The sequence below is a fragment of the Amycolatopsis sp. NPDC059021 genome (assembly GCF_042739895.1).
Lineage (GTDB): Bacteria > Actinomycetota > Actinomycetes > Mycobacteriales > Pseudonocardiaceae > Amycolatopsis.
In genome coordinates this window covers 1-16744 of sequence record NZ_JBHYIQ010000122.1, presented here as the reverse complement: position 1 = coordinate 16744, position 16744 = coordinate 1, and the positions used below count along the sequence as shown (strand labels likewise).

The 16744-nt window shown below is 69.8% G+C and carries 15 protein-coding genes; 7 read left to right on the top strand and 8 right to left on the bottom strand.

From position 1 onward, the window contains the following. Positions 1-63: 63 nt before the first annotated feature. Positions 64-2697, bottom strand: coding sequence for a valine--tRNA ligase (locus tag ACFWX1_RS42195; protein WP_378395521.1), 2634 nt, complete (start codon positions 2695-2697; stop codon positions 64-66). Between the two features lie 113 nt (positions 2698-2810). Between ACFWX1_RS42195 and ACFWX1_RS42190 the strand changes: the two genes are divergently transcribed. The 5 genes from ACFWX1_RS42190 (at position 2811) to ACFWX1_RS42170 (ending at position 8621) form a co-directional block, all read left to right on the top strand. Further along, positions 2811-3149 carry a hypothetical protein gene (locus ACFWX1_RS42190; protein ID WP_378395510.1) on the top strand — a complete coding sequence of 113 codons (339 nt, stop codon included), beginning with the start codon at positions 2811-2813 and terminating at the stop codon, positions 3147-3149. Positions 3150-3415: 266 nt separating this feature from the next. Beyond that, positions 3416-3853, top strand: coding sequence for a MarR family winged helix-turn-helix transcriptional regulator (locus tag ACFWX1_RS42185; RefSeq protein ID WP_378395509.1), 438 nt, complete (start codon positions 3416-3418; stop codon positions 3851-3853). A 74-nt stretch (positions 3854-3927) separates the two neighbouring features. Beyond that, complete coding sequence (locus ACFWX1_RS42180; RefSeq protein WP_378395520.1) at positions 3928-5253, top strand: MFS transporter; 1326 nt, start codon at positions 3928-3930, stop codon at positions 5251-5253. 44 nt (positions 5254-5297) lie between these two features. Further along, positions 5298-7607 (top strand): FdhF/YdeP family oxidoreductase, encoded by a 2310-nt coding sequence (locus ACFWX1_RS42175; protein ID WP_378395508.1) that lies wholly within the window; start codon positions 5298-5300, stop codon positions 7605-7607. A 123-nt stretch (positions 7608-7730) separates the two neighbouring features. Next, the gene (locus ACFWX1_RS42170) at positions 7731-8621 is read left to right on the top strand and encodes a hypothetical protein (protein WP_378395507.1); all 891 of its coding nucleotides are present in this window, start codon (positions 7731-7733) and stop codon (positions 8619-8621) included. 1 nt (position 8622) lies between these two features. Here the strand turns inward: ACFWX1_RS42170 and ACFWX1_RS42165 are convergent, their stop codons facing one another. Genes ACFWX1_RS42165 through ACFWX1_RS42155 form a run of 3 tightly spaced genes read right to left on the bottom strand, consistent with a single transcriptional unit; the run spans position 8623 to position 11272 of the window. Beyond that, on the bottom strand, positions 8623-10035 hold the full coding sequence (locus ACFWX1_RS42165; protein ID WP_378395506.1) for an LCP family protein: 1413 nt from the start codon (positions 10033-10035) through the stop codon (positions 8623-8625). Between the two features lie 56 nt (positions 10036-10091). Beyond that, entirely contained in the window at positions 10092-10853 is a 762-nt protein-coding gene (locus ACFWX1_RS42160) for an SDR family NAD(P)-dependent oxidoreductase (protein WP_378395505.1), read from the bottom strand. Continuing rightward, a complete protein-coding gene (locus ACFWX1_RS42155; RefSeq protein WP_378395504.1) occupies positions 10850-11272 on the bottom strand; it encodes a VOC family protein in 423 nt (140 codons plus the stop codon). Before ACFWX1_RS42155 ends, ACFWX1_RS42160 begins: the two co-directional genes overlap by 4 nt. A 65-nt stretch (positions 11273-11337) precedes the next feature. Here ACFWX1_RS42155 and ACFWX1_RS42150 point away from each other — a divergent pair, with 65 nt between their 5' ends. Further along, complete coding sequence (locus ACFWX1_RS42150) at positions 11338-12009, top strand: GntR family transcriptional regulator (protein ID WP_378395503.1); 672 nt, start codon at positions 11338-11340, stop codon at positions 12007-12009. A 69-nt stretch (positions 12010-12078) separates the two neighbouring features. On the opposite strand, the gene ACFWX1_RS42145 is transcribed toward ACFWX1_RS42150, so the two are convergent. The 3 genes from ACFWX1_RS42145 to ACFWX1_RS42135 form a co-directional block, all read right to left on the bottom strand. Then, positions 12079-13317, bottom strand: coding sequence for an MFS transporter (locus ACFWX1_RS42145; RefSeq protein WP_378395502.1), 1239 nt, complete (start codon positions 13315-13317; stop codon positions 12079-12081). After that, on the bottom strand, positions 13314-13856 hold the full coding sequence (locus tag ACFWX1_RS42140) for an ArsR/SmtB family transcription factor (RefSeq protein ID WP_378395501.1): 543 nt from the start codon (positions 13854-13856) through the stop codon (positions 13314-13316). Before ACFWX1_RS42140 ends, ACFWX1_RS42145 begins: the two co-directional genes overlap by 4 nt. Positions 13857-14093: 237 nt before the next feature. Continuing rightward, positions 14094-15464 (bottom strand): OFA family MFS transporter, encoded by a 1371-nt coding sequence (locus ACFWX1_RS42135; RefSeq protein ID WP_378395500.1) that lies wholly within the window; start codon positions 15462-15464, stop codon positions 14094-14096. A 110-nt stretch (positions 15465-15574) separates the two neighbouring features. Between ACFWX1_RS42135 and fdhD the strand changes: the two genes are divergently transcribed. Beyond that, on the top strand, positions 15575-16399 hold the full coding sequence (gene fdhD, locus ACFWX1_RS42130) for a formate dehydrogenase accessory sulfurtransferase FdhD (RefSeq protein ID WP_378395499.1): 825 nt from the start codon (positions 15575-15577) through the stop codon (positions 16397-16399). A gap of 111 nt (positions 16400-16510) precedes the next feature. On the opposite strand, the gene ACFWX1_RS42125 is transcribed toward fdhD, so the two are convergent. Further along, the gene (locus ACFWX1_RS42125) at positions 16511-16636 is read right to left on the bottom strand and encodes a hypothetical protein (RefSeq protein ID WP_378395498.1); all 126 of its coding nucleotides are present in this window, start codon (positions 16634-16636) and stop codon (positions 16511-16513) included. Positions 16637-16744 lie beyond the last annotated feature (108 nt).

Genomic DNA, 16744 nt, shown 5'->3' with positions numbered 1-16744 from the left:
CTTTCCTCGCATGCCATGCGAGGAAAGTCCCCTTCAGCGCGTCTTACGAGAGGAACGTCCCCTTCAGCTCGCGGGCAGGGCGGCGAGGCGGGCGGTGATGCGGTCGATGTCGGCGACCGCGGTTTCCTTGCGCGCCTTGATCTTCTCGATCACGTGCTCGGGCGCCTTCGCGATGAAGGCCTCGTTGGCGAGCTTGCCCTCGGTCTGCGCGAGTTCCTTCTCCGCGGCACCGAGGTCCTTCTGGAGCCGCTTGCGTTCGGCCGCGACGTCGACCGTGCCGGAGAGGTCCAGTTCGACCGTGACGGTCCCGCCGGTGATCGCGACCTCCAGCGACGCGCTCGCGGCGAACCCGTCCTCCGGCGCGGTGAGCCGGACCAGCGAACGGATCGCGTCCTCGTGCCCGGCGACGTCGCCGAACCCATCGCCCGAGAGCCGCGAGGACACCTTCTGGCCCGGCTTGAGCCCCTGGTCGGCGCGGAACCGGCGGATCTCGGTGACGAGCTTCTGGACGTCGGCGATCCGCGTGTCGGCCTGGGCGTCGGCGTACCCGGAAGCCGGCGACGGCCAGGATGCGATCACCAGCGATTCGCCGCCGGTCAGCGCCTTCCACAGCTTCTCGGTGATGAACGGGATGAACGGGTGCAGCAACCGCAGCACGGTGTCCAGCACGTGCCCGAGCACCGCGCGGGTCGCCTCGACCCGTGCGGAATCGCCTTGGTACAGCTGGACCTTCGCCAGTTCCAGGTACCAGTCGCACAGCTCGTTCCAGGTGAACTGGTAGAGCGCGCCCGCGACCTTGGCGAACTGGAAGTCCTCGAACAGACCGTCCACTTCGGACACCAGCGCTTCGAGCCTGCCGAGGATCCAGCGGTCGGACTCGGTCAGCTCCGACGCCGGCGGGAGCGAACCCGCCGCGGTGGCGCCGTTCATCATCGCGAACTTGCTGGCGTTCCACAGTTTCGTGCAGAAGTTGCGGGAACCCGCCGCCCATTCGTCGGCCAGGGCCATGTCCGCGCCGGGGTTGGCGCCGCGGGCGAGGGTGAAGCGGGTGGCGTCGGCGCCGTAGGCGTCCATCCACTCCAGCGGGTCGATGACGTTGCCGCGCGACTTCGACATCTTCTTGCCCTGCGCGTCGCGGATCAGGCCGTGCAGGTAGACGTGGTCGAACGGCTGGGCGCCGTCCATCTCCTGGACGCCGAACATCATCATCCGCACGACCCAGAAGAACAGGATGTCGTAGCCGGTGGACAGCACGCTGGTCGGATAGAACTTCGCCAGGTCCGCGGTCCGCTCCGGCCAGCCCATGGTCGACATCGGCCACAGGCCGGAGGAGAACCAGGTGTCGAGGACGTCCGGGTCCTGCGTCCAGCCCTCACCGCTCGGCGGCTGCTCGTCGGGCCCGACGCAGACGACCTCGCCGTCGGGGCCGTACCAGACCGGGATCCGGTGGCCCCACCACAGCTGACGCGAGATCGTCCAGTCGTGCATGTTGTCGACCCAGTCGAAGTAGCGCTTCGCCAGCTCCGGCGGGTGGATCTCGGTGCGGCCGTCGCGGACGGCGTCGCCCGCCTTGCGCGCCAGCTCCTCGACCTTGACCCACCACTGCAGCGAAAGCCGCGGCTCGACCACGGTGTCGCACCGCGAGCAGTGCCCGACGGCGTGCACATACGGGCGCTTCTCGGCGACGATCCGGCCCAGCTCGCGCAGCGCGGCGACGACCGCGGGCCGTGCCTCGAACCGGTCCAGGCCCTCGAACGGCCCGGCGACGGTGATCTCCGCGCGCTCGTTCATGATCGTGAGCATCGGCAGGTCGTGGCGCCGGCCGATCTCGAAGTCGTTGGGGTCGTGGGCCGGGGTCACCTTGACCGCGCCGGTGCCGAACTCCGGGTCGACGTGCTTGTCGGCCACGATCGGGATGCGGCGGCCGGTGAGCGGCAGCTCGACCTCGGTGCCGACCAGGTGGGCGTAGCGCTCGTCGTCCGGGTGGACGGCGACCGCGGTGTCGCCGAGCATCGTCTCGGCGCGGGTGGTGGCCACGACGATGGCGTCGGCACCGTCGCCGTAGCGGATCGAGACGAGCTCGCCGTCGTCGTCGCTGTGGTCGACCTCGATGTCCGACAACGCCGTCTGGCAGCGCGGGCACCAGTTGATGATCCGCTCGGCGCGGTAGATCAGCCCGGCCTCGAAGAAGTTCTTGAACACCGTCTGGACGGCCTTGGACAGGTTCTCGTCCATGGTGAACCGCTCGCGGCTCCAGTCGACGCCGTCGCCGAGGCGGCGCATCTGGTCGAGGATCTTGCCGCCGTACTCGGCCTTCCACTCCCACACGCGCTCGACGAACTTCTCGCGGCCGAGGTCGTGCCGCGAAAGGCCCTCCCCGGCCAGCTGGCGCTCGACGACGTTCTGCGTGGCGATGCCGGCGTGGTCCATACCGGGCAGCCACAGCACCTCGTAGCCCTGCATGCGGCGGCGACGGCTCATCGCGTCCATCAGGGTGTGGTTGAGGGCGTGGCCCATGTGCAGGCTGCCGGTGACGTTCGGCGGCGGAAGTACGATCGAGAACGGCGGCTTGTCCGACCCGGCGTCGGCGGTGAAATACCCGGCGGCTACCCAGCCCTCGTACAGGGGGGCTTCTTCGGCGGCCGGGTTCCAGGCACCCGGGAGGTCGGTCTGCTGCTGCGGAGCGTTCTCGGTCACAATGGACCAGTCTACGAACCCGCCGCGGCGGGTTTCACTCGCCTTGCTCACCGGCCGTGACGATCATGAGGTAGGCGCCGGCGGATGGCGCGTGCGAGATGAAGGGGGAAGCGGTGGAGGACCCGGAAGACCGGCGCATCGAGACGCATCCGGACCTGATCGACCCGGAATGGCGCAAGCACGCCGAACTGGACGCGTGGCTGGGTGCGAAGAAGGAGCTCAAGAAGCGCCGCAAGCGGGAACGCCGCGCGCAGGGCTTCGGCGGCTACGGCAGCACCAGCCGGTGGCCGGGGATCGTGGCGATCACGCTGCTGATCGCGCTGGTGGCGACGACGGTGATCCTGCGCCAGGTGAACGGCCCCGGCGTCAACGATCCCGCGCGCCTGAACTACATCATGAACGGCGCGGCTCCGGCGGTCGAGCACCGGCCGGACGCGCTCACCCCGCGCTGACACCTTCCCCCGCCCCCGGTTTCGTCACCCCCTCCGGCTACCGAGCCGGGTAGGGGGCCTCGGCGTGTCCTGAATCTTCCGTTCATTCCTTCAGCGGTCCGGGTCGCGCTCATCGCACGCGCCCGGCCTCGGTGTGACAAGGGCGTCCCTGGGTGCGTCAGACGCACCGGGGGCGTCCCTCGGCACATCCCTCAGCCCAAGCCGCCAGAGTGGCGCACACCACGGGAAGATGCACAGCTGGAACTGCACAGCCTAGACTGTGCAGTATGGCTCCTGTTCCCGCCCACGTAGCCGAGACCGCGGGCTGGCTCCGCGGCGTCGTCGGCCAGTTGCGCCGCAGGCTTCGCCAGGTCGACAACGCCGACGTGCTGACGCCCTCGCAGTCGGCGGTGACCAGCAGGCTCCACCGCGAAGGGCCCGCCACGCAGGCCGAGCTCGCCGCCGCCGAGCACGTCCGCCAACAGTCGATGAGCGCCACCCTCGCCGTCCTCGACGAGCTCGGGTACCTCACCCGCACCCCGGATCCCGCCGATGGCAGGCGCACCGTCATCGGGCTTTCCGAGCTGGGCAGCAAGACCGTCATCGGCGTCCTCCAGCACCGGGACGAGTGGCTGGCGCAGGCACTCGCGAACGAGCTGACCGCGGAGGAACTGGAAACCGTGACCCGCGCGCTGCCCCTGCTGCAGCGCATCGCGCAACTGTGAAGGAGCACGCCACGACCACCCAGAGCGCAGCAACGAAGACCGCCCGCTTCGGCCCGAAACTGGTCACCCCGCTGGTGGCCGGAGCGGTGCTCAACCCGATCAACTCGACCCTCATCGCCGTCGCGCTCGTCCCGATCGGACAGGCCTTCGGCGCCGGGCCCGGCCAGACGGCCTGGCTCATTTCCGCGCTCTACCTCGCGACCGCCGTCGGACAGCCGGTGGTCGGCCTCCTCGTGGACCGCTACGGCGCCCGCCGGGTGCTCATCGGCGGCGCGGCCGTGGTCATCGCCGCCGGCGTCGCCGGGATGCTGCCGATCTCGGTCGGCTGGTTGACCGGTGTGCGCGCGCTGCTCGGCGTCGGCACCTGTGCCGGTTTCCCGGCCGCGATGGCGATCCTGCGGGAACGCGCCGAAGCGTCCGGACAGGGTGTCCCGGCACGGGTGCTGTCGGTGCTGGCCATGTCCTCGCAGACGATCATGGTGATCGGCCCGACGCTGGGTGGTGTGCTCATCGCGTTGTTCGGCTGGCCCGCGATCTTCGCGGTCAACATCCCGCTCGCCGGTGCCTCGCTGCTGCTCGCGCTGTTCTGGGTGCCGAAGGACGACCTTCGCGACAAGGGCGAGCGAGCGCCGATCGACGTCATCGGAATCGTGCTCTTCGCCGCGACACTGCTCGCACTGCTGCTCTACCTGATGGACCCGGGCGTCGCCGATCTCTACCTGTTAGCCGCCGCGGTGGTCATCGGTGCGGTGCTGGTCCTCGTCGAACTCCGTGTCCGGCGGCCGTTTCTGGACCTGCGGATGCTCGCCGCGAACCGGGCCATCCTGCGCACCTACCTGCGGCAGGGCCTGAGCTTCCTGGCCATCTACGCGATCATGTTCGGCTACGCGCAGTGGCTGGAGACCGCGCGGCACCTGAGCGAGGAGGCCGCCGGGGCGATGCTGCTGCCGATGTCGGCGGTCGCGGTCGGCGCGGCCGCGTTCTCCGGACGCGCCACCGGCGTCCGGGCCCGGCTCGTCACCACCGCCGTCGCGCTGACCGGCGGATCGGTGCTGCTGCTGTTCGTGGGCGAGCACACCTGGTTCGGGGCGCTGCTGGCGCTGACCGCGATGTTCGGCCTCGCCCAGGGGCTGACCAGCGTGGCCAACCAGAACCGGCTCTACCGCGAAGCACCCGCCGAGCAGATGGGCACCGCGAGCGGGCTGTTCCGCTCGGCGCAGTACCTCGGCGCGATCGTGGCCTCGACGCTCATCGCCCAGTGCTTCGGCGACCACGCCGGTGACGAGGGCCTGCACCGGCTGGCGATCGCGCTCGTCGTCGTCAGCGTGATCCTGCTCGCGGTGACCGTCTTCGACCGGGGCCTGCGCGAGCGTGGCCGAACCGCCGGCCACGGGGAATAGGACCCCCGGTTTACGCCCGCGCGGAGAAGGCGCACGATGAGCGGGTGACGCGTGATGCACCGACCGACGACATCGACGAAGCCCGGCTCGAAACCGGCAAGCCCAAGGGGTACGCGGCGGGGATACCCGGCGTAGCCGTTTCGCTCGTCCGCGGTGTCGAGCAGATGGGTGCCGGGCGGACGGTCCGCACCCTGCGCCTGCTGAACCAGCGCGAGGGCTTCGACTGCCCCGGCTGCGCGTGGCCCGAGCCGCGCGAGGCCGACGGCGAACACCGCAAGCTGGCCGAGTTCTGCGAGAACGGCGCGAAGGCCGTCGCGGAGGAGGCCACGAAGCGGCGCGTCGGGCGGGAGTTCTTCGCGACGCACTCAGTCGAAGAACTGAACACCAGGACCGACTTCTGGCTCGGCCAGCAGGGCAGGCTCACCGAGCCGTTCGTGCTGCGCGAGGGCGCGACGCACTACGAGCCGATCTCGTGGGACGACGCGTTCACGCTCGTCGCGGACAAGCTGCGCGAGCTGGACGACCCGAACGAGGCGGTCTTCTACACCTCCGGCCGCACCAGCAACGAGGCCGCGTTCCTCTACCAGCTGCTGGTGCGGTCCTACGGAACGAACAACCTGCCGGACTGCTCGAACATGTGCCACGAGTCCTCCGGCGCGGCACTGTCGGCGGCCATCGGCATCGGCAAGGGATCGGTGACGCTGGCCGACGTGCACCACGCGGACCTGATCGTGGTCGTCGGCCAGAACCCGGGCACGAACCATCCGCGGATGCTCTCGGCACTGGAAACGGCGAAGGGGCACGGCGCCAAGGTCATCGCCGTCAACCCGCTGCCCGAGGCCGGACTGATGCGGTTCAAGAACCCGCAGAACGTCCGGGGCATGATCGGCAAGGGCACCGCGCTGGCCGACGAGTTCGCGCAGATCCGCCTCGGCGGGGACCTCGCGCTGTTCCAGGCGATCGGGCATCTCCTGCTGTCCTGGGAGGACGAAGCGCCGGGCTCGATCGTCGACCAGGCCTTCGTCTCGGACACGACCACCGGGTTCGAGGACTACGCGAAGCACCTGCGCGAGATCAACTGGTCCGACGTCGAAACCGCGACCGGGCTGGAGCGCGGGCAGATCGAACGGATCGCGCGGATGATCGCGACATCCGAGCGCACGATCTACTGCTGGGCGATGGGACTCACCCAGCACAAGCACGCCGTGCCGACGATCTCCGAGGTCACGAACCTGGCGCTGCTGCGCGGGATGATCGGCAAGCCCGGCGCCGGGCTGTGCCCGGTCCGCGGGCATTCGAACGTCCAGGGCGACCGCACGATGGGCGTCTGGGAGAAGATGCCGGAGGCGTTCATGGACGCGCTGGCCGCCGAGTTCGGGATCCAGGTCCCGCGCGCGCACGGCTGGGACGTCGTCGATTCGATCCGCGCGATGCGCGACGGCCGCGGCAAGGTGTTCTTCGCGATGGGCGGCAATTTCGCCGCCGCCACCCCGGATTCGGAGCGGACCGAGCAGGCACTGCGGTCCTGCGCGCTGACCGTCCAGGTCTCGACGAAGCTCAACCGCTCGCACGTGGTGCCCGGCAAGACCGCGTTGATCCTGCCGACGCTCGGGCGCACCGAACGGGACGTGCAGGCCGCCGGCGAGCAGTTCGTCACGGTCGAGGACTCGATGTCGCAGGTGCACATGTCGCGCGGCAGGCTGGCCCCGGCGGACAAGGAGCTGCGCTCGGAGGTCGCGATCATCTGCGGTGTCGCGGAAAAGCTGCTGGGTCCGGACCACGCCGTGCCGTGGCGGGACTTCATCGGCGACTACGACCTGATCCGCGACCGGATCAGCCGCGTCGTCCCCGGCTGCGCGGACTACAACAAGCGCGTCCGCGAGCCGGACGGCTTCGTCCTGCCGCACCCGCCGCGCGACTCGCGCCAGTTCACCGGGACGTCCACCGGCAAGGGCAATTTCACCGTGTCGGAGCTGGAATTCCCGCAGGCGCCCGCCGGACGGTTGCTGTTGCAGACCATGCGCAGCCACGACCAGTACAACACCACGATCTACGGCCTGTCCGACCGCTATCGCGGCGTCGAGAACGCGCGCCGCGTGGTCCTGGTCAACCCGGACGACCTCGCCGCGCTCGGCGTCGCCGACGGGTCGATGGTCGATCTGGTGTCGGAGTGGAGTGACGGCGACCGCCGCGCGCCGCGCTTCCGCGTGGTGGCGTACCCGACCGCGCGCGGCTGCGCGGCGGCGTACTTCCCCGAGGCGAACGCCTTGGTACCGCTGGACTCCGTGGCCGAGAAGTCGAACACGCCGGTGTCGAAGGCGATCGTGATCCGGCTGGAGGCCGCGGTCTCCTGACCCTTTGGGGCCGTCGATAGGGCGGACTCCGGGGCATACCTCCGCTTGGCGGTGGTGGCAGGGCCTCGCCGGGGTGACGGTGAAGGCATCCCGCTTTTACCGGACAAACCGGAAGGCCTTGCCATGTCACGAAGATCGACCCTGCGCGCGTTCGCCGCCACCGCCGCCGCACTGCTGTTCGCCGTCCTACCGGGGCTCGGGCCGGCAGCCGCCGCCGTCCCGGCCCCGCCTCCGCTCCCGTTCGTCTCCCAGCTCGATCTCTTCTGCCAGGCCACGGATCCCTACACCCCACCGCCGACGTCGGTATCGGTCAAGCACCTCAACCCGGTGCTGGAGAAGCTGGGCGGCGACACGTTCCGGCTCGGCACCCGTGACCAGCTCTGCGTTCCCGTCGCGAAGAACGGCAAGATCCCGCCCAAGGGCATCGTCGAGTTCGTCCAGTGGGTGGACCTCTCGTGCTATCGGGTCCAGGGCCGGACCGTCGAATTCCCGTTGCGGTTGAGCCATCTCAACCCGGTGGTCCGGGAACTCGGCGCGCGGGACACCGAGGGCGTCCTCGGCACGCCGGAGCAGCTGTGTGTTCCGGTCGCGAAGAACGGCAAGATCCCGCCGCCGGACGTCCTGCGTTTCGTTCAGCACATCGACCTGGCCTGCTACTCGCTGAAACCGCAGGACGCGCTGGGGATTCCGTTGACACTGAGCCATCTCAACCCGCTGCTGGCGGGCCTGCCGAAATTCGACGTCCGGGTGACCGAAGCCCGTAGCCTCTGCGTCCCGGTGTTCAAGAGCGGCGACGAGATTCCCGGCGACGTCCTGAACACCGTGCGCTGGGTGGATCTGGAGAAGTTCGACGTCGTCGGCGGCCCGAACCCCGGCCCCGCCGTGCTGACGCTGAAGCTGACGCACCTGAACCCGGTGCTGGCCAAGCTCCCGGTCGAGACCGCGAAGGTCGCCGGACGAGGGCAGCTGGCCTTGCCGGTCGCCAAGAACGGTGTTGTGCCACCGGAGAAGTGAGTCAGTCCACGCAGACCACGCCACCGGAGGTGATCGGCGCGTCGGTGTCGGGCGCGCCCGGCGCTCCACCGCCGCCGTTCACCCCCGGCCCGGAGTAGACCTGCCCGAGCACGACCTCGATATGCCCGGCCGTGACCGAAGTGGACAGTTCCGTCGCCAACCCGCCGAGTTGCTTCGCGATTTCCGCGCCGCGTTCGGCGAGATCCGCGGGGAAACGCACGACCGACGTCCGCCGCGCCGGCGCGTTGCTCGTCTCACCTGGCGTGAAACCCTTGTCCCGCAACACATCCGCGACACGTCCGGCGAGTCCGGCCTTACCTCCGGCGTTGGCGACGTCGACGGTCGGTCCCGGAGGCGTGGGGGTGGCCGTGCCCTGCTTGCCGATGAGCCCGGCCGCGAAAGCCTTGACCTGTGCGGGATCCACCTGCACCGCGGTCCACGCAGGATGCTGCGGGTTGTAGCGGTAGTCCGGGTTCACCACCGGAACCGTGCCGAACTGGATACCACCGCCGGTCACCCCGCGCATCTGGGCCACGAAGTCGAGCAGGTTCCATCCCTCGTCGAGCACCACCGACCGCTTCACCGCGTCGATGAGGTCGGACAGCTTGGCGGGATTCGCCAGTGTGCCACCGGAAAGCACTTTCTTGGCGAGCGAGGCGAGGAAGACCTGCTGGCGGCGCACGCGGTCCAGGTCGCTGCGCGGCAGGTTTTCCCGCTGCCGCACGAAGGCGAGCGCGTCGGCGCCGGAGATCGTCTGCTCGCCCTTGCGGAAGTTCGCGCCGGAGTTCTCGTCCTTCGTGGCATTGTTCAGGCAGACGTCGACGCCGCCGACCGCCTTGCTGATCTCGTAGAAGCTCAGCAGGTTGACCTCGGCGAAATGGTCGATCTTGACGCCGGTGAGGTCCTCGACCACCTGCCGCGTCGCCCGGCGGCCCGCGGTCAGCGCGGCCTGGGTGGCCTTCGCCTTGTCGGTTTCCCCGGCCCGCTGCTGCCGCTCGGCCTCGGCGAGTTTCGCGGTCCCGAAGGCGGAGTTGATCTTGTCCTTGCCGCCCGGCATCGAGACGTAACTGTCACGCGGGATCGAGAACGCGTGGACGTCGTGTGTGCCGTTCGGGATGCGCAGCACGATGAGCGTGTCGGTCAGGTCGTCGCCGTTGGCGCCCGCTCGCAGCTCGCGCAGCATGTCCGCGGACAGCGGGTTGCCCTGCCCGTCGGTCCGCGAGTCCCGGCCGACGAGCAGGATGTCCAGCGAGCCGTCGGCGGGTTGTTCCCCGGGCTTGGCCTCGCCCTCCTCGCCGATGACGTCGCTTCTCGTGACCCCGTCGAGCGATTTGAGCGTCGAGTAGCCGTAGGCCGACCCGGCGAAGACGACCAACGCGAGACCCGCGACCACGGCCTTTGCTGCACTGTGCACGCATCTACAGACGCGCGGCCTCGCCTTTCAGCTGCAAAAGTGGCCCGGATCACAGCTCAGGTTCGCAGGTGGGACGCGCCGTTCAGGTCGAGGATCGCCCCGGAAGCCCAGGTCGCGGCAGGTGAGGCGAGATAGACGACGGCCGCGGCGACCTCGTCGGCTGTCCCGACGCGCCCGAACGGGCTCTGTCCACGGAGGACATCTCCGGACTCCCCGGTCAGCCGATCAGCGACGCGCTCGGTCGCGGTGAAACCGGGCGCCACCGAGGTGACCGCGATCCCGTGCGGGGCAAGGGATACAGCGAGCGACTGACCGAACGCGTGCAGTGCCGCCTTGCTCGCACCGTACGCGGGGTGGCTGGGCTCGCCGCGGAACGCGCCCCGCGAACCGATGTTGACGATCCGGCCGGGCTCGCCGCGGTCGATCATGTGCCGGGCCACGCAGTAGGTGACGTTCGCGGCGCCGAGGAGGTTGACATCGACCATGCGGCGCCAGATCCGCTGCCAGTCCATATAGGACACCTCGGGCACGGCGTGCGCCGTGGCCTCGGAGGTCGCGACGGCGGCATTGTTGACGAGCACGTCGACGCCGTCGAGAGCTGCCTCCGCGGTGTCGGCGATGCGTTGCGCCGCAACGGGATCACCGAGGTCGCCCGAGACGAGGATGTGGCCCTCGCCGGGCAGCGAAGCACGGGTTTCCTCCGCATCCTCGACGCGCGACGCATAGTGGACCGCGACCCGGTGGCCCTGCTCGGCGAACGCCCGCGCGACGGCGCGTCCGATACCGCGTGACGCGCCGGTGACGAGAACGCCGGTCATCGGGCGAACAACTGCGACTCGTCGCGGAAAGCCTTGAACTCCAAGGCGTTCCCGGCCGGATCGTGCAGGAACATCGTCCACTGCTCGCCCGGCTCCCCGGCGAACCGCCGGTACGGCTCGATGACGAACCGGGTGTCCGCGTCCTTCAGCCGCCCGGCCAGCACGTGGAACGCGTCGACGTCCAGCACGAGGCCGAAGTGCGGCACCGGCACGTCGTGACCGTCGACGGGATTGCGCCCGGCCTCGGCCCGCGCTCCCGGCACGACGTGTGTGACCACCTGGTGGCCGTGGAAATCCCAGTCCACCCACTGGTCGGCGGACCGGCCCTCGGCCAGGCCGAGCACGCCCCCGTAGAACTCACGGGCGCGGCCGAGGTCGTCGACGGGGATGGCGAGATGGAAGGCAGGACGGCTGCTCATGGCACTCCTTCGAGTCGGGATGTCCCCACCTTGACTCGTCCATGTTCGAATGTCAACATTAGGACATGAACGCCACACCGCTGCGGCCCGCAGCCCGTCGAGGCCTCGCCGACGAGGCGGCCGACCGTGTCCGGGAAGCGATCTTCGGCGGCCATTTCCCGCCTGGCGCCCCGCTGCGCGAGGTCGAACTGGCCGCGTCGCTGGGCATCAGCCGCGGCTCGGTGCGCGAGGGATTGGCGGTGCTGGAACGCGAAGGGCTGGTCCGCGGCGGCTGGCATCGCCCGACGACGGTGACGGAGGTGACCGCGGCCGACGTCGAGGAGGTGTACTCGGTCCGCGCCGCGCTGGACCGCCTGGCCGCGCTCACCGCGCGTGCGAAGGCCACCGCCGAGGATTTCGCCGAGCTGGACGAGCTGGTCGCCGCGATGGCAGGCGAGGCGGGCGCGGACGCCGACGGTCCCCGCCTGCTCGCGCTCGACATCGCCTTCCACGACCGGATCTACGCGGCCGCGGGCAACCGCAGGCTCACCGAGGCGTGGCAGGCCGTGCGCTCGCAGGTGTTCCTGTTCCAGCTCCAGCGGATCTCGCTCGGCCACGCGCACTACCAGAGCCGCGTCGTCGCCGAACATCGCGAACTGGTGGCGCTGCTGCGGGACGGCGACCCGGACGAACTCGCCCGCGTCGCCGAGGAACACGTCGATTCCGCGCGCCGCAGCCTGCTCACCGGCCTGAGCTGAAGGGGACTTTCCTCTCGTTAGCCGCGCTGAAGGGCGCTTTCCTCGCATCTCATGCGAGGAAAGTCCCCTTCAGCCCACCGGCGCTTCGGCACTGCGGGCCGCGGCGAGCGCGGCCTCGATCCTGCGGTTGCTGGTCATGCTCGCGGTCACGATGGTCATCGTCGCCAGCACCGCCGCGCCCGCGACGTAGGGCGCCCGGACCCCGGCGTTGCTCGCCAGCCAGCCGCCGAACAACGCGCCGACCGGCCCCGCCGAAACGGCCACCAGCCGCGTCGCCGCCGCGACCCGTCCCATCAGCCGTTCCGGGACGATCGCCTGCCGTACCGACGGACCGAGCACCATGGTGGCCGCCATCCCGCAGCCGCACACCGCGTACGCGACCCCGGCCAGCACTGCATTGGGCGCCAGCCCCATCCCGAGCACCGCCGAGGCCTCGATCGCCGCCGTCGCGGTCAGCGCTCCCCCGGTCCCCAGCAGCCGTTCCAGCGGACCGGCGAGGAACGCGCCGAGCAGTCCGCCGACCGCCTCCGTCGTCAGCAGCACGCCGTATCCGGTGGCGTCCAGTTGCAGCGCGTCCCTGGCGTACAGCACCATCACCGCACCCGCGCCGGCGAAGGCGAAGTTGCCGACGGCGGGCCGCAGCGCGAGCCCGAGCAGGATCCGATCCCGTACGAGGTACCGCGCCCCTTCCCGCGCTGCTGTCCATAGTGGACGCCGAGTCTCGTCGTCCGCCGGGGCGGCTGGGAGCGTCCGGATCAGCACCGCGCTCAGCACGAACGACACCGCGTCGACGGCGAACGGCACCATCCGCCCCAGCGCGAACAACGCGCTGCCCGCGGGGGGTCCGACAAAGCCTTCGCCCGCCGTCTGCGCCCCGCGCAGCCAGGCGTTCGCGCGTCGCAGCGAAGGCTGGTCGCGGCCGAGCAGCGTCGGCAGGTACGCCTGGGCCGCGGTGTCGAAGAAGACCTGCCCGAGGCCGAGGAGGAACGCGAGCACCATCAGCACGGGGATCCCGAGCACCCCGGAAACCCCTGCCACGACGGCGATTCCCAGCAGCGCGGCCCGCGCGAGGTCGGCGATCCACATCGTGCGCCTGCGATCCCAGCGGTCGACCAGCGCCCCGCAGAACAACCCGCACAGCGGCCACGGCAGCATGACCGCGAAGGTCACCAGGCTGACCACCATCGGATCGCCGGAGATCCCGACCGCCAGCAGCGGCGCCGCCGCGAAGAGGACACCATCGCCCACAGTGGACACCGCGGACGCCGCCCACAACCGGCTGAACGCTCTCGGCAGCTTCACACTCATGCGCCAGCCACCGGGCCAGAATCCCGTGGCCGGAAGAACATGACGGCGACGCTCGCGGCGTCCTCCTCGTTGTCCCGTGCTTCCCCGATCTCGTCCAGCAGAGCACGCAATCGTTCGCTGAATTCCTCGAACTTCGCCTCGCTGATGCGGGTGTGCTGCATGCGCACCAACCGGGGCGAGTTCTCCGGCGCCTCGGCGAGATCCGCCAGAGCGTGCCCCATCACGACGTCGGACTGGCCCGGTGCCGGTTCGGGCAGCACGATCCGCCGGGCCGCGTGCGCGTAGTAGCGCTCCACGACCCCGCGGACCTTGTTGGTCCGGACCACCTTGATCAGGCCGGCCCGCTCCAGCGTCCGCACGTGGTGGCTGGAGCTGCCCTTGGCCAGCCCCAGCCGCTCGGCGATCTGCGTGATCGTCGCCGGGCCGTCCCGCAGCACGGCCAAAATCCGGTGCCGCACGAGATTGCTCACGGCACGAAGTTGCTCGGTGGTCTCGACGCGCACGACGTCGGCCTCGGATTCCCCGGACTCCCCAGTCACGAGGATGAATGGTCAAGGGTTCTTGACCATTTGTCAAGCGGTCAGCCGAAGAGCTGGACGACCTTGCGGATCAGCTCGTAGACGCCGTAGGCGAAGGGCAGCACGACCCAGGCCCAGGCGAGCACGATGAGCCAGGCACGCGGTCGGGTGTCTTCACTCATGCGATCGCCTCGCTCCGCGAGACAGTGTCCAATTCCTTTTGGCGCATGATATCCATGATTCGCTCGCAAGCTTCGCTCATGCCGCCTCACTCCTCGCCTGGATGGCGTCCGCCGCAGCGGGCTCGTGGAACTTCGGATTGACCGGCCGGACCAGCTCGTTGGCGACGAACCCCACCACGAGCAGGCCGATCATGATGAAGAACGACATCGTGTACAACGCGGGCCCGGACTTCCCCGCCGACTTCTCGCCGTCCGCGATCGCGTTGACGATCAGCGGGCCCAGCACGCCCGCCATCGACCACGCGGTGAGCAGCCTGCCGTGGATCGCGCCGACCTGGTAGGTGCCGAAGAGGTCCTTGAGGTACGCGGGAATGGTCGCGAAACCGCCGCCGTAGAAGGACAGGATCACCATCGCGCACAGTACGAACAGCAGCTTGGAGGTGTTCGTGGTCAGCGCGATGACGAGGTACAGCAGCGCGCCGAGGCCGAGGTAGAGCCGGTAGATGTTCTTGCGCCCCACCAGGTCCGAAGTGGACGACCAGACGAAGCGGCCGAGCATGTTCGTCAGCGAGAGCAGCGCCACGAACCCGGCGGCCGCGGCCGCGCCGACCGGCGTCGAGGTCGACTTGAAGAAGTCGGTGATCATCGGCGCGGCCTTTTCGAGGATGCCAATACCCGCGGTGACGTTGAAGCACAGGATCACCCACAGGAGCCAGAACTGCGGGGTCTTGATCGCGTTGGCCGCGGACACGTTCGCGGTGGTGATCATCGAGGTGCCGTGATCGGTCTTCGGCTCCCAGCCCTTCGGCCGCCAGTCGTCGGCGGGCACCCGGATCAGCAGCACCCCGAACGCCATGAACACCGCGTACACCAGGCCGTGCACCAGGAACGCCGTCGCCACCACGCCGGCGGACCAGGACGCGGGATTCGTGCCGAGCATCGAGGACGACCACGGCGAGGCGATGAGCGCGCCGCCACCGAAGCCCATGATCGCGATCCCGGTGGCCATGCCCGGCCGGTCCGGGAACCACTTGATCAGCGTCGAGACCGGGGAGATGTAGCCGATGCCGAGCCCGACGCCGCCGATCCCGCCGTAGCCGAGCACCACCAGCCAGTACTGCTTCGTGGCCACGCCGAGCGCCGCGAGCAGGAACCCCGAGCTGAAGCAGGAGGCGGAGACGAACATCGCCCAGCGCGGCCCGTTGCGCTCGACCAGCGTGCCGCCGAACGCGGCGGACAGCCCGAGCATGACGATGCCCAGCTGGAACGGCAGGGCGCTCTGCGTGCCGGTGAGCCCGAGGGTCTTCTCCAGCGGCGGTTTGAACACGCTCCACGCGTAGGCCTGGCCGATCGAAAGGTGGACCGACAGCGCCGCGGGCGGGACCAGCCAGCGGGTCCAGCCGGGCGGTGCGACGATGCGGGAGCGGCCCAAGAAGCCAAGGCCCATCGGATGCCTCCGTACTCTGGGGTGGTGCAGGGAATGTATTACTCGAACCGGCGTGTTGCACCCTTGGCGGGACGAACGGTTCGGCGAGTCGGGCGGAAGGTGTGGGCCGGATGGGCAGGGTGACGGTACGCAGGCCGGTGCGGCGGCTGACCGCAGCCGGGCTGCGGCAGCGGCCGGACACGCTGGCGGCGGAGGAACCGCTGGAACTGCGTGTCGGCGGCAAGGCACTCGCCGTGACCATGCGGACCCCCGGCAACGACGTCGAACTCGCCCACGGCTTCCTGCTGTCGGAGGGCGTGCTCGGCTCCCGTGAGGACATCGCCACCGCGCGCTACTGCGACGGCGTCGACGATCAGGGCCGCAACACCTACAACGTGCTCGACCTGACGCTGGCTCCTGGTGTCCCGGCACCCGAGACCGGCGTGGAACGCAACTTCTACACGACCTCTTCCTGCGGTGTCTGCGGCAAGGCGGCACTCGACGCCGTCAAGCTGCGGAGCCGCTTCTCCCCCGCCACCGCTCCCCTCGCCGTCAAGAGCGACGTGCTCGCCACCCTCCCGGATTCCTTGCGCGCCAAGCAAAAGGTCTTCTCCAGCACCGGCGGGCTGCACGCGGCCGGGCTGTTCACCCCCGACGGCACGCTGGTGGCCGTCCGCGAGGACGTCGGCCGGCACAACGCCGTCGACAAGGTGCTCGGCTGGGCCCTGCTCGAAGACCGGATCCCGGCGGGCGACCTGGGGCTGCTGGTGTCCGGCAGGGCGTCCTTCGAACTCGTGCAGAAGGCGGCGATGGCGGGTGTCGGCCTGCTGGCCGCGGTGTCGGCGCCCTCCTCGCTGGCGGTGGAGCTGGCCGAGGAGAACGGCATCACGCTCATCGGCTTCCTGCGGGGGGAAAGCATGAACCTGTACACCGGCGATCACCGCGTCCTCGTCTGACGCAATCATTCAGCGCCGCAGCCGCGCGGAGGCCGGTCACGGAGCGGGAATGTCCCGAACGGCCCGTTGGGGACGTTGAGCGTCTCGAACGCGTCGTTCGCGACAGCGCCCTCACGAACGACCACCCGCCAAGCACGTCCCGAACGGCCCGTTGCGGACGTTGAACGTCTCGAACGCGTCGTTCGCGACGGCGCCTTCGCGGGCGACCACCCGCCAAGCACGTCCCGAACGCTCCATTGCGGACGTTGAACGTCTCGAACGCGTCGTTCGCGACAGCGCCCTCACGAACGACCACCCGCCAAGCACGTCCCGAACGGCCCGTTACGGACGTTGAACGTCTCGAAC

What these genes read in the sequence shown, in the direction of transcription:
- ACFWX1_RS42185 (WP_378395509.1), top strand. Translation starts at nt 3,416, where the DNA reads ATGGCTCCTGTTCCCGCCCACGTAGCCGAGACCGCGGGCTGGCTCCGC.
- ACFWX1_RS42170 (WP_378395507.1), top strand. Translation starts at nt 7,731, where the DNA reads ATGTCACGAAGATCGACCCTGCGCGCGTTCGCCGCCACCGCCGCCGCA.
- ACFWX1_RS42160 (WP_378395505.1), bottom strand. Translation starts at nt 10,853, where the DNA reads ATGACCGGCGTTCTCGTCACCGGCGCGTCACGCGGTATCGGACGCGCC.
- ACFWX1_RS42155 (WP_378395504.1), bottom strand. Translation starts at nt 11,272, where the DNA reads ATGAGCAGCCGTCCTGCCTTCCATCTCGCCATCCCCGTCGACGACCTC.
- ACFWX1_RS42150 (WP_378395503.1), top strand. Translation starts at nt 11,338, where the DNA reads ATGAACGCCACACCGCTGCGGCCCGCAGCCCGTCGAGGCCTCGCCGAC.
- ACFWX1_RS42145 (WP_378395502.1), bottom strand. Translation starts at nt 13,317, where the DNA reads ATGAGTGTGAAGCTGCCGAGAGCGTTCAGCCGGTTGTGGGCGGCGTCC.
- ACFWX1_RS42135 (WP_378395500.1), bottom strand. Translation starts at nt 15,464, where the DNA reads ATGGGCCTTGGCTTCTTGGGCCGCTCCCGCATCGTCGCACCGCCCGGC.
- fdhD (WP_378395499.1), top strand. Translation starts at nt 15,575, where the DNA reads ATGGGCAGGGTGACGGTACGCAGGCCGGTGCGGCGGCTGACCGCAGCC.
- ACFWX1_RS42125 (WP_378395498.1), bottom strand. Translation starts at nt 16,636, where the DNA reads ATGGAGCGTTCGGGACGTGCTTGGCGGGTGGTCGCCCGCGAAGGCGCC.